Origin of the sequence: Paenibacillus puerhi (assembly GCF_009846885.1) — a bacterium.
GTDB lineage: Bacteria > Bacillota > Bacilli > Paenibacillales > NBRC-103111 > Paenibacillus_G > Paenibacillus_G puerhi.
On sequence record NZ_WUWM01000023.1, the window covers coordinates 39,504 to 53,647 of the forward strand.

Sequence of the window (14,144 nt, forward strand, 5' to 3'; positions counted from 1 at the left end):
TCCTCCAAATCACGCATCTCGTTTCAGAAAGCCTTACTTCAGACCAATCGATTAGAGCAGCTTCACCGCAACCGATGCCGCCGTTAGTTCCTTATTTCTTATGGAATCCGTATAAGTTCGTTTAAAATACTCGACATAGAGCACATCCAGCAGGTACAGCTGCGAAATTTTCGCGGATAAGGAACCGCCCTGCAATGGCCCTTCATTCGCGCCGCAAAGCAGCGTAAGATCCGAATAGGAGGTGAGCGGAGACTTCACGAAGCGGGTGATGGAAATAACAGTGGCCCCCGATTCTTTGGCCCTCTTGGCCAATTCAATCGTATCCTTGGTCGAACCCGAATACGAGATGATAACGGCCACATCCCGGTCCGTCATCAACGCCGCGGACATCATCTGCAGATGAGAATCGATCGTGCACTCGGTCTTATTGGTAATGCGCATAAACTTGATTTTGGCTTCCATGGCCGTCATTAAGGAAGATCCCACGCCGAAGAAGATGATGCGTTCAGCTTGAACAAAATAATCAATAGCTTGGTTCAATTTATCGTAATCGACCAAGTTAAACGTCTCGTTCAACGCGCTGATATTGGACGCCAGCACTTTGGAAGCCACTTGATTAAGCGTATCATTCATCAGAATCTTATCGGTGAGCTGCGGAATTTCATTCTCTACGGTGATGCTATGGGCCAGCGCAATCTTGAAATCCTGGTACCCCTTGTAGCTCAGCGATTTGCAAAACCTGAATATACTGGACTCTCCTACTCCGCAAGCATCCGCGAGGTCGGTAATCGACATGTATACCACATCTCTCGCGTTATTCAGAACATAGTCGGCCACTTTGACTTCCGTATTGGTCAGGTTGTTGTACTTGGAATGAATTGTTGTAAAAATATTGACAGCACGCAACCTATCACCTCCATGAGTTCCAGACAATCAGCGTAAAAACAAGGACGCGGCGCCTAATAAACCCGCTTTATTCCCCAAGGCTGCCTTGAGAATCTTCACATCGGCAAAGCTCGCCATAATCAAATCCTTGGTTTGCCTTCCGACTAGTTCAACCAGGTCATCCCGCTCCATAACCCCGCCCCCTACAATAACCGCCTGCGGATTAAAAACATGAATGAGGGATGCGAGTCCTGCCGAAACCTCCGTTACCCAGGCTTGCAGAATGTGATTGAGCTTCTCATTTCCTATCCTTATTTTATCAAAAAAAACTTTCCCGTCCACCACTTCCGGATCCGCCTGCTGAGCCATTCGCACCAAGGCTGTCGTAGAAGCAAACGTTTCAAAGTAAGGTTTCCGCGCTTGGCCATCCCTTTCGGATAACGAACGGGTATACATATGACCGAACTCGGCCGCCGACCCGTTGGCCCCCCGGTAGATTTGATGATTGATCACGATGGCGCCTCCGACCCCGGTACCGAACGTAAGGCAGAGGAAATCGCGATAAGAAGCGGCAGCACCGAAGACGGCTTCGCCGAGCGCAGCCGCATTGACATCATTTTCTACCTTAACGGGCTTCCGAAACCTGGATTCAAGTATGTCCTTTATTTTCATCCCCGTATAATCCGGAATATTTTCGTTAGCATAGGCAATAAGGCCTTCTTCCGCATTCACTTGCCCGGCCGTACTGATCGCGATCGCATCGAAATCCTCATAAGCCCCTATCTGATCCATCAATCTCTTCATCAAATGGGGACCGCCCCGCTGAGCCTCTGTCGCATATTCCTTGAACTGATCGATGTTCCCCAGCTCATTGCAAATCCCCATTTTCGTGTTGGTTCCGCCAATATCCGCAGCTAGAATTTTCATACTCATTGCCTATTCGACAGCTTTAACGAATTTTTTAGTTATATCCATCGGTCGTGTAATGGCCGAGCCCACCACTGCCGAATAAATGCCCAGATCAAATAGCTTCTTCAATTCTTCCGGCGTGGAGATACCGCCCTCTGCGATGATAGGAACGTTCAGAGTACTCACAAGCTTCTCAACCAATCCAAAGTCAGGCAACGTGTTGTCTTTGGTCGCTTCCGTATAACCGCTTAACGTCGTTCCTACCAGATCGAACCCCAGTTCAGCAGCCGTGACCGCTTCTTCATAGGTGGAGCAATCCGCCATAAACAGCTGGTCCTTATACTTCTCTCGGATGAGCGGGAACAGCTCGGCGATAGTTGAACCGTCAGGTCTGATTCGGTCTGTCGCGTCCATCGCGATGATCTCAACGCCCTCCTCGCAAAGCGCATCGACTTCCTTCATCGTAGGCGTAATAAAAACGGGACAATCCCCGTAAACTTCCTTGATAATGCCGATAATCGGCAGATTGACCGTTTGCTTGATTTCTTTGATATCCGCAACACTGTTAGCTCGAATCCCCGATGCTCCGCCTAGGAAGGCCGCATACGCCATTCTTCCCATTATAAACGGACTATGAAGCGGTTCGTCCGGCAGAGCCTGACAGGACACGACCAGCTTTCTTTTGATTTGCTCGAATACGTCGTTTTTTGTTTTCATTGGTTTACACTCCACAACTCTTTATTTATTCCTTGACCGCTCCGGCTGTCATGCCTTGGGTAAAGTACTTTTGGAACAACAAGAAGATCAACAGCATGGGGATGGCGGCAACGGTAGCTCCGGCCATTTTGTAAGCGAAGTTCGGATTCAGATCCTGCATAAGAGTTGCCGTACCGACCATCAACGTTTTCATATTTTTCTCTTGTCCGATGACTAACTGCCACAAGTAATCATTCCATACTTGAACAAAGCTCAAAATGAACAACGCCCCGATACCGGGCTTAACAATAGGCAGCATAATCTGAGTGAAGGTTCTCCATTCCCCGGCCCCGTCGATTCGGGAAGCTTCTCTTAATGCATTAGGAGTGGCATCAAAAAAACCTTTTAATAAGAAAACGCCGAATGCTGTAGCTACGTTCGGCCAGATCATCCCCTGGTAGCTGTTAACCATTCCGAAATCTTGAATGATCCGGAACAAGGGTACGATCATGATTTCCTTGGGAATCATCAAGCTCGAAATAAAAATAATAAAGATGATATTTTTACCCTTGAAATTAATCTTGGAGAACGCATACGCGGCCATTGCCCCTACCATGATAACAAGAGCCGTAGTTACCCCGGACACGACTATACTGTTGATTGCCCATCTAACAGCAGGCTGGCTCTGGAACACATCCACATAGTTAGAGAAAGTAATGGTGGTTGGCCACCAGTCTGGCGGCATCTTGACAACATCCGAGCTGTTCTTCAGCGAGCTTGTAAACAACCAATATAGAGGAAACAAGTTAAGAATCGCTAAGAGGGTAACCAGCACATTTGAAACAACGTCAAACCGCTCCCTCTTCTTCTTCCTATTCGTAGTATGCGACATGCTGTAACCCCTCACTTTACTTATCCTTAATCAAAGCTCTCAGCTGAGGCACCGACAACAGCAACGTTATGAGGAACATGATGACCCCCACCGCCGACGCCGTACCGAGCTGATTATATTTGAAAGCATTATTGTATAAATAGTACATCAGAGTTACAGATGCATTATTCGGGCCGCCGCCCGTCAAAAGCTGAATAACGACAAATATTTTCAAAACGGCAATGATGTTGATGATCGCAATATAAATCGTGGAGGAGCTTACGGAAGGAATCAAAATTTTCGTAATGACATGCCATCTGTTCGCTCCATCGACTTCCGCAGCCTCAAACAAATCTTTAGGCACGCCGATCATCGCTGCGATATACAGGATAATCGCTTGTCCCACATTGGTTGCGAATGTCACGAATATTATTACTGGCATAACCGTCGTTGTTTTCCCAAGTAAATTGACCGAACCAAATCCCAGTTCTTGTGATAAGTAAGAAATTAGCCCATTAGCCGGGTTAAGCAAAAAGCTCCATACCATACTCATAACAACCATAGATACCATAACCGGCACATAGAAGCTACCACGGATAAACGAAACATATTTGGCGTTCTTGTCGAATACAGCGGAAGCCACGAAAAGGGCAAAGCCTACGGTAAGAACAACGATAAACACCACAAAGATTACGGTATTGAATAGCGCCTTAAAGAATACAGGGTCGCTAAATAGCGTCACGTAATTGTCCAGGCCAACAAACTTCTCGCTTGTATAACTGATCTGATACAGGCTGAGTCTTATACCTTCAATGATCGGATAGACCAGAAAAATCAAGAATATCAAAATTTGGGGCGAAATGAACAAGTAGCCGGTTAAGCTTTCTTTGAAGGATTGATTGCGCAATTTCATATCGCGTTCCTTTCTAATTAGCAGCCTCAAGGTCCTGTCGGCCTCGAGGCTGTTAATCGTGTATGGATTGTTCGTTTACTTTTGGTAAATAACAGAGCTTGCCTTGTTCGTTTGAATGACTTTGTTGCCTTTGCTTTGATAATCTTTCACGGATTGTTCAGGCGTTTTGGAGCCTGTATATAGGGCTTGAAGCTCTGGATAAAGCACTTCTCTAAGCTGGCTGTATCCTGGAACGTTACCGGTGAAGTTGAACAGGTGCTTAGAGTTAGCATCGTAAGCGGCGAACAGCGGTTTCTCCGATTTGAACTGGTCAACAACGGAGCTTCTTACCGGAATACTGTTTTTCGATGCTTTTACGAGTTCCGGGTCCGTCGAGAAGAACTTCACGAATTCTTTGGCCACTTCTACTTTCTTCGCATCTTTGGATTGGAACACGCTTGCTCCGACCACATACGTGAAGGATAGCGGATTTCCGCTTTCGGATGGAATGTTAGCAAGGCGAATATCGAATTTGTTCGCTTTGCCGCTTGCCATATCGGCTCTCATGTTGTTGAACAGGACCGGATTCGTAAAGCTAATCGCGAGCTGTTGATTCTGGAACATGCCGTTGACATCATTCGACGATACCGACTCCGGACCCGGGTTCGTGAAGCCTGCATCCTTGATTTTTTTCAACCATGCTGTGGCCTTAGCGCCGTTCGCATCATCGAGTACGATATTCCCTTGGTCATCAAAGAACTTGTTGCCGAACATTCTCAGGTAGGCGAGGTTCCATGTATCGCCTTGCGTATTCATAGCGAACAGGCCCATCGGATAAGCGTTGGAATATTTGTCCTTAGGCAGATTGGCTTTCAGCCCTTTCAGGATCTCTTCATATTCCGCGAGCGTCCAAGTTTTGATTTCATTTTCGCCGCCAACGAATTTCTCAAGGCCAGCTGCCTTTAGCATATCTGCGTTGTATACTAAGGTTCCCGGATTATGCTGGAACGGATAGAAGTAAATATCTTTACCGAAGGTGACCGCGTCCCAATAGCTTTGGGCAATATCACCTTTGGCGCTTGAATCCACCATGTCGGTCAGCGGTACCAAAGCGCCCCGGTGGACATAGTCGCCCATCGCGAAAATACTTTCAAAGAATACGTCAGGCGGCGTATTGCTGCTCAAGTTAACGTTGAGGAGCTGGTCGCGCTGATCGCCTGCGATCACTTCCACATTGACCTTGACATCATATTTGTCGTATTGCTTGGTGAATTTGTCAGCGGCGTATTTCAAGAAGCTGTCATAGTCGGCGCCTGCTTCCGAGGCATCCATAACGCCTTTCCATTGCGGCGTCAGCCAAGCTTTGATCTCGACCCTTTCTTTTCCGGTCGTTCCTGCGCCCGTATCGGTACCGGGAGTATTATTGCTTGCACATCCGACTGCCATGGAAGTCAGCAAAACCAGCGAGATACCCGTTGTGAGTAAGCGTTTCCTTTTCATCTAAACCTCTACCCCTTTTGTCATTTTCTTGGTGATAGTCAAACCTGCAGCACTTGGAAGCTATACCCAGACAAGCCAGGTCAGTAAAGCCTGCCTTCGAATCACTTGCAGTAACGTGTAACCGCTTGATCGATCATGGTCACGATGCCACCGATGGATGTCTGATCCTCCTCGGTTATGCCTTCAAGAGGACTTCTTACACTACCGATATGGACTCCGCGCCGATTCAGTACTTCTTTGATTACCGCATACATGGAGCCTTGTTGAGAGCAAAGGGCGACGATAATATCGTTAATATCACTCTGAATATGCTTGGCCTCTTCAAAATTCCCTTGTTTGACAAAAGTATTCGCTTGCAGGAATAGCTCGGGCATAGCTCCATAAGTACCGCCAATACCGGCATCGGCGCCCATTAAGCGACCCGCGACATACTGTTCATCCGGTCCGTTAAAAACGATACAATCGTTTCCGCCAACTTTTTTGAAGCGTTCGATATCCATGGTCGGCATGGAAGAGTTTTTCACTCCAATGACTTTTTTATTCATCAGAAGCTTATCGAATAACGATGTCGTTAACGTGTATCCGGTAGTCTGAGGAATGTTATAAATAATGAAGTCCAATGGAGTAGCATCGATGATAGCGCTCCAATATTTATATACGGCGCTGTCCGGCAGCTTGAAATAAATAGGAGGGATCGCAGATAGAGCGTCATAGCCCAAGGCTGCGGCATGCTTCGCCAATTCTATGCTGTCTCTGGTGGAAGGGGCTCCCACATGCGCGATAAGCGTCATTTTGCCTTTCAAACGATCGGCTACATAGCTTAGCACCGCTTTGCGCTCGTCCAGACTTTGATAAATACACTCCCCTGAGCTTCCCCCGACGTAGACGCCTTGAACTTTTTTGTCTTCCAGGTAATCGCATAAGGCATGGGTGCGAGCTTCTGAGATATTCCCTTCATCGTCATAGCAAGCATAGAACGCCGGTATGATGCCATGGAACTTTTCTAAACTCATTGAAATCCCTCCTGATGTTCAAAATCTTAGGCAAGATCAACATATCATAATTTATCGATATTGTAAATTAATTTCACCTTTAATTTAATTACGAAAAATATTTCCACCATTGTTGAGAGGTAATAAGTATTTCCTCACCTGAGAGTTAGGTTCAATTTGAACCTTAGTATTTATCGTTTCGCCAAAGATATACATGGTTATATCGTATATGGTTGGTTTTCTCCATGAAAAAAACTCTGGCTGATCGGCCAGAGCTGATGAACGCTATCAAGCGTCGCTTGCTTATATGGCTGAGCGCTCCGTCCCGGCCCCTCCATCTTCAAAAAGCCGCACCTGATTGCGCCCTTCCCGCTTCGCTTGATACAAAGCGGCATCCGCATCACGCAGCAGCACCTCCAGAGAGTTGCCCGAGCCTGATGAATGAGAGATTCCAAAACTCGCCGTAATAACAAGCCGTCGATCATCGATCTCCAGCGGGTGTTCTTCCAGCGTGTGGCGAATGCGCTCCCCCGTCTCACCGGCTTCGCGGATCGATGGAGACGGAAGGAGGATAACAAATTCCTCTCCTCCGTATCGGCCGAAAAGTTCGCCCCGTGACAACAGGCGCTGAATAACGGCAACGACATGCACGATCGCCCTGTCACCCGCATCATGTCCATAGGTATCATTGATATGCTTGAATCGGTCGATATCGAGCAGGATGCAGGCGATCGGATGGCCCTCCTGCTCCGATTGTCGCAGCAGCTCTTGAGCTCGATGTATAAAGGTAGCCCGATTCAAAATGTCGGTTAGACCGTCATAATAAGCGAGCTTCTTCAGCTGATCCTGAAGCCTTCTTTGCTCCGTCACGTCGATCAGCATCAGCAGGCTGCCCACACGCTCCCCCGCCCGGCCACGCAGACTGGAATACCGGACTTGATAATATGACTCCTGCTCCTGTGCAAACCAGACAAGCTCCTCCTGAACGTCCCCCTCTCCTAACTTGACGGGAAATGGATAGCCAGCTAGCCGGATCCAGGCTTCATCCAGCTTGATACCGATCATGCTCGAACTCAAACCCGGCAGCATACGGGCCGCCGTGCCGTTATAATCGATCAGGCGCAAGGAGGAATCGAGCACAAGGACTCCTTCCCCCATACTTTCAAAAATAATCTCCTTGGCAATAGGTACGACGGTCAGCATCTGGGTGGACACCATGGCCCAAATATACAAGGCTGACGTCACAAACAGTACAATCGGTACAGGGTCGATGCCGTAGGGGGTCATCCCCATCAGATAGACAAAGGCAGCAAGCAGGGGAAGAAATTGGCCGAAAATGAGCGTAACCAGCTGCCGCCGGTAATTCTTCCTCGTTTCCCTCCACACCCTCATCAGCAATATCGCCGCAGTCATCATACAGGCGAGCGTGAACAAGCCATGAACGATGAAATACGGCCCGATGTCCATATTAGCGATGGGCCCCGAGGTTTCAGTACCGAATTCGACAGACGTATACATTAAGAGATGGACATCATTGGTCGTGACCATAATCATCGTGAGGATAGGGATGACAAAGAGCAGAGCAATACCCTTACGTGAAACCGGCTTCCCGATATAGTTCAATACGAGCATCAAGCCGAGTGCCGGAGCTGTCGAGATGCCTATGTATTCGACGACCGTCCACCTTTTGACCTCTTCCACGGAAGCGCTTGCCATTTCGAAGGCACACGCGAAAATATAGACCGACTGGGCAGCCGTATACAGGACAAAGGTCCTATGCCCTGACAATTCCTGTCTTTTCACAATCGCGTACAGGCACAGAAACAAAGTTAATACGCCGGAAGTCGCCACAATCGTAATGTACATCGTGATAGAATGCTCCATTTGTCTCTCCCAGGATTAAAGTTGTATAGGTATGTTGGACTATACCGGATTGCTTATACTCACTATACCAAATATAACGTGCCCGAGCATTATACTTTGAAAAAAATACCCCTGACAGCCAAAGCTGACAGGGGGAGATTTTTGCAGGCCTTGCCCTGCTCATTCACGCGGCAAACCCGAAGCGTCTCTTAGCGCATTTGCCAATTGATTGTAATATTTTTGCTGCTCGGTCAATGCCAGGATCTTGTCAGCCGTTGCGCCTTGCTTGGCGGCCTCAGCCTCCGCCCAGGATTTTTTTATCCACGTGTTGATCACCGTCTGCGCAACTCCAGGATCGAGTACCGGCTTCGGTAGGATAGCCATCCCTTTCTTCCACCCTCCTGCGTCCCCATTGGACTCATTATAATCAATCCCGATACCGTTAACGATTACATCGTTTTTATATTGATAGATGCTAATAGGATCATACTTCAGGCCGCGGCTCCAGGCGTAGGTTTGCATAAGCTTGGAAGCAAGTCCGCGTTCGTGCATAGCCTTGACGACACGGTAAGAGCCATAGACGCCCAGCTCGTAGCCGACGATTGCCGCATCGAATGCCTCCAGATACGCAGCGATCGCAGGAAAGTCGCTTGGCGGAGCGTCATAATCCACGGCCGCATAGATCGCAGAGCCGGGAGGTTGTCCGACTTCTCGCGCATATTGGAGCGCCAGCCTGCCGTCTGCAGTGCCGGCCGCGGCTCCTTCACGTACTCGATTGGCATAGCGTTCAAAGAACGAAACGATATATAAGCCGGCTTCCATGATCAGCTGCGCCTCGGAGGGCGACAACCCTTTCCAGGAGCCTGCTTCGGCCAAATACCGACCCACGAACGTAAAGCCCTGGCTGGCAAACAACTTAGCTGTTGCTGCATTCAGCGGTGCAGCGCAATCAAAGCCTTTGGCCATAGTTCCATTCCCCCTCCACCCGACAGCTTTCGAAGCTTTAGCCCCCAGACGACTGCTTATCCCTTTCTATGGATAAGATATTCCCATTGACGCCTGTCCGTGTGGGCCCTTCAGGTGGATGGGCTGGCAAGCTAGCGCTTTGATGAACAATAAAAACAAAAAAACAGGCCTTCTCCTGAGAGAACCGCCTGCATAGTTTAATCCCGCGGATATTCTACTTTCATAATGTCCATAAAAGGAACCTTCGTGACTTCCTCATGAAACGAGATATGGACCATCTTGGTGCGCGAATCCATCTGAACGATCGTTCCCCGCACCTGTTCCTCCCAGCCCCATACCGTCAGCACAATTTCCGAGTCCTCATTCTTAGCCTCAACCAACTGATTACCCAACTCTTCCAATTCGAATTCATCTCGTGTAGGCCGCTTGGCCACCTTTGCCTTAGCCATTCCTTCACCTCCCGATTAATAACTTATCTAGCTGAAGCTCTGGCCTTGATCACGCCTTGCTTTCTTCCTGATAGGCCAAATAAATCAGCCCGGCCAGCACCGGTATGCCAGTGAAAATAATAATATCGAGCGCTCTGTCTCCAAATCGCACGACCCAAACCATCCCGCCGGCCAGGATCAGCACAGCCAGAAAGTGAAAGATAAACGAAAGCGATCGAACGGCATAGATGGACCGGACTTGCGCATACGGAGGGCCTGTCACGAATGTAAAACCCAGTCGAAGCTTGTACAGCATATAGGATAACGCAATCCCGGTAAGCTGACTAAGCATTTGCGGGATAAAAGCCCCGATACCCTTGATATCGACTCCAATCTCCATACTTAACATGCCGAAGACGCCCAGCCCCTTCAATACGAGAGATTGAACGACCGCAAAGGCCAGGCAGCCGGTTATGGACAAAGTCCAAGCATGATAGAGAGGCACCTTCAGCGAGTAAATCAAGCCAAGGATCACGATCGAGCCTTGGATGATCACGTCCCACTCAGGCGCACCGATTATATTTCTCATCACATAGGACTCGACAGAGCAAAGCACGGCAATAAGCAGAAGTCCCTTCCAATATCGGAAAAACGGCCACCGGAAAATCTGGAGCATGAGTGCCAGCAAGACCATAATATCGATGGAGCCCAAGATGATATAGATCAGATCCACACTTGTACCCCCTCTTTACGACGGATCTGCAGACATTCGTTTCCATGATCCTGCCCTGGCAAGGTCCTGACATTGAATCACTTAAACCCCGAATGGGTAATGTAAGGTATATTCTAAAAAGTATGGGAAAGGAACGATGCCGAATGGCTAACCACAAGAGAGAACCCGATGTATCCGGCACCTTCGCCGGGATTACAACGCCGGAGGATCAGCAGGATATCGCGGCAACCGATAAAATAAGCGATTACGTAGAGGCTATGATGGATCAGCTAGAGGGGGAGGACGAGGAAGCTCCCCGTTCGGATTCTGATCATGGACACGCGACCAATAATGCCTCGGGAAAGCCACGTCTCGGACGCTGACTCCCGATTCTCGTTTCTATCCAAGTATGCTGCCGCAGCCTGACTCACCAGTGGTCCGGAGGCGGCTCTTTCGCCTGCCGCTACAGCCTTATCTCCTTTTCTCCGCGCGATTTAATTTGTTATGAATCCGATCGAGGAGGTGGACGGCCTCTCCTAATCCGATCAGCAGCATGCCTGCCGTGAGGCCCAGTGCCATCCATAAGACCGCAGCCTCAATATGGAAGGGAGAAACGGACATACCCAGCAGCATGCCGTAGATGATGCCCAGCGCGACCAAGAGGATCCCTAAGATCATCAGCGAAAGGCTGACTCCATTACGCTCTGAGCTGGTATCAAGCTCCACATCCGTATGACCCTCCTCCAGAAGCAGACCAAGCCGTTCATCCGCTGAGGAACGAATGTGAAACTTGATTTCTTTCCGGATCTGGTCGTCTTTGTCCAGGTACTTTACGATAAATGCCAGGTTAGACACCCCTCTTCGGCTATTGTGGCGCGAGCAGCTTGCTGACTGCTATAGATCGAACAAAATACCCATCAGGGAGTAGATGATGACCGTCGAAAATAAAACCGTCATATGAAGAAGAGAGTAGAGGAACATGGACTTTGCCCATTTTTCCGAGTTCATTCTTGAATAGCCCAAGACACTTAAGAGAAGCCACGAAATACTTAGAAGAAGAGCAACCAGCATAAGACCGCTGCTCAAGGTGACAAACAGAAAACTGCTGGCAATCAATACAAGTAAATAAATATTCGTTTGGATATAGGTTCTCCTCATCCCTTTGACAACGGGAAGCATGGGAACCTTGGCCGCTTTGTACTCATCGTGCTTGCGGATCGCTATCGCATAAAAGTGAGGCATCTGCCAAATAACGGTAATCGCAAAAAGTCCAAGAACTGCAGGATGTGTGACGTCCGGGTAAATAGCCGCCCACCCGATCAGAGGAGGCATGGCCCCGGATATACTTCCGATCTCCGTATTATAAATCGTTCTTCGCTTACTCCACATGGTATAGGGTACGATATAGAAAAACAAACCTAGAAAACCGAGTAGAGCAGCTAGCGGCGTTGTGAACGCAAGTGCTGTCAAACCCAATATAGTCATGAAGATAGCAAGCCATAGAACGGTACGGGGGCTAATCTCACCGGTAACCGTCGGTCTTTGTTTCGTTCTTTCCATAATCGAGTCAATATCGCGATCATACAGGTTATTAAAAGCCCCTGCCGCCCCCATAACTAAAGCGGAACCGATCAAGGCCAACAAGATTTCGGGAAGCTTGTCCAGCAAACTAATCCGATATGTATATAGAGCCAATGTCAATCCGGCAAACATAGGAATAAGATTTGATTTGATGATCCCGGTTTTAACCGTCTGAGCCAAAATTTTGGACATGGGCTGCTTAGCCGACGTGAGGCCCTCTCCCCTTTGCATAACATATTCCCCTTTTCCTTTACGCGAGATGAACTATCGTATCGTAATCTATCTATCAAGTAAAATATACACTATATGGCATGTTAATTCTATGTCCGAAGATTGTCAATTAAAGAAGCTAGATCGCTCCACGCTAAAAAACAGCCGGATGTTCTGGCTGTCAGCTGACACTGCCTGTATTCATATAGGAGAAACGGGGCTGCGTGTCTACAGCCCCTTCCAGTTATCCTGTTAAATAAAGAATGCACGGGTTATGATAACCAATAAAATGAAGAGCACCAGAATCTCACCCGTGGAAGTAAAACCGCCGAAGCCACCGCAGCTTGCCCCTGCACCGCCAACAAAACCCATTTAGGAAAACCTCCCTTTACTGAAGATAATCCATCATATTACACGGTGTCTTCTACTGACTGTGCATTTGACCAGTTCCGCCTTTATTGTTTGGATGCTTATACCGGTCAAGGCTTACTTCATTAAAATGGAAACCGGGTTACATCCCCGGCGACTTCATCCGGTAAAGAGGCTTGTTCTCCAATACCCGTACCGGCGCGGTCCATTCGTCCGTATCGTTCATCGAGGCCAGCGCATCCTCGGCTGCTTGAAGCTTAGCATCCAGCTGGTCGATGTGATGCAAGGCTACCGCCTCCGGAAGCTGGGGCTGCACAGGGCTTCCCCATTCCCCAAGATTGTGATGGGACAGCACCAGATGCTGAAGAGCGACCAGCTTCTCTGCCTCGGAATCCAGCCCCAGACGAATAGCGGCCTCGGTAATCCAGCCGGATGCGATCGATATGTGGCCGAGCAGCTTTCCTGTTAAACTGTACTCCCGCACAACGCCTAGCTCCGCATTCAATTCCTCGGTTTTGGCTATATCATGCAGGATAATGCCGGCCTTCAGCAAATCAGCGTTCAGAAACGGCCGCTGTCCGGCAATGAACTCGCCAAGCTCCAGCATACGCGCCGTATGGTAAGCGAGGCCCGAATAGTAGGCGTGATGCATACCTTTGGCAGCCGGATAATGCAGGAGCTTATCGCCTGCCTTGGCTATACAGAAGTCGACGACCGCCCGGATATCTGTGTCTCGAATGCTTGCAGCCGCGCTAGCGATCGCGGCAAGCAGATCCTCCGCTTCCACCGGAGCAGTGCGAAGGAAATCCTTTATGGAGCAGTTATCCTCAGGAGTTACCTTGCGGATACGCGCTATTTTTAACTGAAGCCTGTCTCGGTACAGCTGCACCACGCCCTGAACCTTTACCAGCATCATCGAGAAAAACGTTTCCCTGTCCGTGCTTGAAATGTCCCAAAGCTTGGCTGAAATTTCTCCGGTGCTGTCCGCAAGGACCAGATCAAAATAAGCTTTTGGCGGTGTAGCGTTCGTTTGCTTAACCTCTGCCAGTTTTAATAAAAAATAACCGGTGACCTCTTCGCCGTCCGTAAAGCTCTTAATGGATGTCATTAGTCTTATTCCCCTCTCTTGCGCCAGACCTTCCCGCCAACATGCGACAAGGCCGCTTGCCCCAACTTAACCCTTATTTAACTGTAAGGCATGCGGGCGCCCAGATCAAGCTTATCGTCTTTTCGGAACAAATGAGCAGACAAGTCATGTTTCCCCGTGCTT

General features: G+C 48.7%; 16 protein-coding genes. 1 reads left to right on the top strand and 15 read right to left on the bottom strand.

Translation table 11 applies throughout. The features are described 5' to 3' along the window. Positions 1-51 precede the first annotated feature (51 nt). The 11 genes from GSF01_RS19815 to GSF01_RS19865 all read right to left on the bottom strand — a co-directional run bounded on the left by GSF01_RS19815 (position 52) and on the right by GSF01_RS19865 (position 10,735). Positions 52-906, bottom strand: coding sequence for a MurR/RpiR family transcriptional regulator (locus GSF01_RS19815; RefSeq protein ID WP_159887030.1), 855 nt, complete (start codon positions 904-906; stop codon positions 52-54). 27 nt (positions 907-933) lie between these two features. Beyond that, positions 934-1,818, bottom strand: coding sequence for an ROK family protein (locus tag GSF01_RS19820; protein ID WP_328803699.1), 885 nt, complete (start codon positions 1,816-1,818; stop codon positions 934-936). Positions 1,819-1,821: 3 nt separating this feature from the next. After that, positions 1,822-2,511, bottom strand: a complete 690-nt coding sequence (locus tag GSF01_RS19825; protein ID WP_159887031.1) for an N-acetylmannosamine-6-phosphate 2-epimerase — start codon at positions 2,509-2,511, stop codon at positions 1,822-1,824. A 25-nt stretch (positions 2,512-2,536) separates the two neighbouring features. Beyond that, entirely contained in the window at positions 2,537-3,382 is an 846-nt protein-coding gene (locus tag GSF01_RS19830) for a carbohydrate ABC transporter permease (protein ID WP_159887032.1), read from the bottom strand. A 16-nt stretch (positions 3,383-3,398) separates the two neighbouring features. Next, positions 3,399-4,274 (bottom strand): carbohydrate ABC transporter permease, encoded by an 876-nt coding sequence (locus tag GSF01_RS19835; protein WP_159887033.1) that lies wholly within the window; start codon positions 4,272-4,274, stop codon positions 3,399-3,401. 75 nt (positions 4,275-4,349) lie between these two features. Further along, positions 4,350-5,753, bottom strand: a complete 1,404-nt coding sequence (locus tag GSF01_RS19840) for an ABC transporter substrate-binding protein (RefSeq protein WP_159887034.1) — start codon at positions 5,751-5,753, stop codon at positions 4,350-4,352. A gap of 101 nt (positions 5,754-5,854) precedes the next feature. Beyond that, on the bottom strand, positions 5,855-6,766 hold the full coding sequence (locus tag GSF01_RS19845) for a dihydrodipicolinate synthase family protein (protein WP_159887035.1): 912 nt from the start codon (positions 6,764-6,766) through the stop codon (positions 5,855-5,857). A gap of 282 nt (positions 6,767-7,048) precedes the next feature. After that, on the bottom strand, positions 7,049-8,629 hold the full coding sequence (locus GSF01_RS19850) for a histidine kinase N-terminal 7TM domain-containing diguanylate cyclase (protein ID WP_159887036.1): 1,581 nt from the start codon (positions 8,627-8,629) through the stop codon (positions 7,049-7,051). Between the two features lie 159 nt (positions 8,630-8,788). After that, positions 8,789-9,574 (bottom strand): glycoside hydrolase domain-containing protein, encoded by a 786-nt coding sequence (locus GSF01_RS19855; protein ID WP_159887037.1) that lies wholly within the window; start codon positions 9,572-9,574, stop codon positions 8,789-8,791. 197 nt (positions 9,575-9,771) lie between these two features. After that, complete coding sequence (locus GSF01_RS19860; RefSeq protein WP_159887039.1) at positions 9,772-10,023, bottom strand: YolD-like family protein; 252 nt, start codon at positions 10,021-10,023, stop codon at positions 9,772-9,774. Between the two features lie 49 nt (positions 10,024-10,072). Next, complete coding sequence (locus GSF01_RS19865) at positions 10,073-10,735, bottom strand: hypothetical protein (protein ID WP_159887040.1); 663 nt, start codon at positions 10,733-10,735, stop codon at positions 10,073-10,075. 143 nt (positions 10,736-10,878) lie between these two features. On the opposite strand from GSF01_RS19865, the gene GSF01_RS19870 reads away from it, so the two are divergent. Continuing rightward, a complete protein-coding gene (locus tag GSF01_RS19870) occupies positions 10,879-11,097 on the top strand; it encodes a hypothetical protein (protein ID WP_159887041.1) in 219 nt (72 codons plus the stop codon). Between the two features lie 88 nt (positions 11,098-11,185). Here the strand turns inward: GSF01_RS19870 and GSF01_RS19875 are convergent, their stop codons facing one another. The 4 genes from GSF01_RS19875 to GSF01_RS19890 form a co-directional block, all read right to left on the bottom strand. Then, positions 11,186-11,569 (bottom strand): hypothetical protein, encoded by a 384-nt coding sequence (locus GSF01_RS19875; protein ID WP_159887042.1) that lies wholly within the window; start codon positions 11,567-11,569, stop codon positions 11,186-11,188. A gap of 39 nt (positions 11,570-11,608) precedes the next feature. Continuing rightward, positions 11,609-12,526 carry a heme o synthase gene (cyoE, locus tag GSF01_RS19880; RefSeq protein WP_159887043.1) on the bottom strand — a complete coding sequence of 306 codons (918 nt, stop codon included), beginning with the start codon at positions 12,524-12,526 and terminating at the stop codon, positions 11,609-11,611. A gap of 231 nt (positions 12,527-12,757) precedes the next feature. Continuing rightward, the gene (locus GSF01_RS19885; RefSeq protein WP_159887044.1) at positions 12,758-12,877 is read right to left on the bottom strand and encodes a sporulation protein YjcZ; all 120 of its coding nucleotides are present in this window, start codon (positions 12,875-12,877) and stop codon (positions 12,758-12,760) included. 139 nt (positions 12,878-13,016) lie between these two features. Then, positions 13,017-13,982 (bottom strand): 3'-5' exoribonuclease YhaM family protein, encoded by a 966-nt coding sequence (locus tag GSF01_RS19890; protein ID WP_159887045.1) that lies wholly within the window; start codon positions 13,980-13,982, stop codon positions 13,017-13,019. Positions 13,983-14,144 lie beyond the last annotated feature (162 nt).

What these genes read in the sequence shown, in the direction of transcription:
- GSF01_RS19820 (WP_328803699.1), bottom strand. Translation starts at nt 1,818, where the DNA reads ATGAGTATGAAAATTCTAGCTGCGGATATTGGCGGAACCAACACGAAA.
- GSF01_RS19825 (WP_159887031.1), bottom strand. Translation starts at nt 2,511, where the DNA reads ATGAAAACAAAAAACGACGTATTCGAGCAAATCAAAAGAAAGCTGGTC.
- GSF01_RS19830 (WP_159887032.1), bottom strand. Translation starts at nt 3,382, where the DNA reads ATGTCGCATACTACGAATAGGAAGAAGAAGAGGGAGCGGTTTGACGTT.
- GSF01_RS19835 (WP_159887033.1), bottom strand. Translation starts at nt 4,274, where the DNA reads ATGAAATTGCGCAATCAATCCTTCAAAGAAAGCTTAACCGGCTACTTG.
- GSF01_RS19840 (WP_159887034.1), bottom strand. Translation starts at nt 5,753, where the DNA reads ATGAAAAGGAAACGCTTACTCACAACGGGTATCTCGCTGGTTTTGCTG.
- GSF01_RS19845 (WP_159887035.1), bottom strand. Translation starts at nt 6,766, where the DNA reads ATGAGTTTAGAAAAGTTCCATGGCATCATACCGGCGTTCTATGCTTGC.
- GSF01_RS19850 (WP_159887036.1), bottom strand. Translation starts at nt 8,629, where the DNA reads ATGGAGCATTCTATCACGATGTACATTACGATTGTGGCGACTTCCGGC.
- GSF01_RS19855 (WP_159887037.1), bottom strand. Translation starts at nt 9,574, where the DNA reads ATGGCCAAAGGCTTTGATTGCGCTGCACCGCTGAATGCAGCAACAGCT.
- GSF01_RS19860 (WP_159887039.1), bottom strand. Translation starts at nt 10,023, where the DNA reads ATGGCTAAGGCAAAGGTGGCCAAGCGGCCTACACGAGATGAATTCGAA.
- GSF01_RS19870 (WP_159887041.1), top strand. Translation starts at nt 10,879, where the DNA reads ATGGCTAACCACAAGAGAGAACCCGATGTATCCGGCACCTTCGCCGGG.
- cyoE (WP_159887043.1), bottom strand. Translation starts at nt 12,526, where the DNA reads ATGCAAAGGGGAGAGGGCCTCACGTCGGCTAAGCAGCCCATGTCCAAA.
- GSF01_RS19885 (WP_159887044.1), bottom strand. Translation starts at nt 12,877, where the DNA reads ATGGGTTTTGTTGGCGGTGCAGGGGCAAGCTGCGGTGGCTTCGGCGGT.
- GSF01_RS19890 (WP_159887045.1), bottom strand. Translation starts at nt 13,982, where the DNA reads ATGACATCCATTAAGAGCTTTACGGACGGCGAAGAGGTCACCGGTTAT.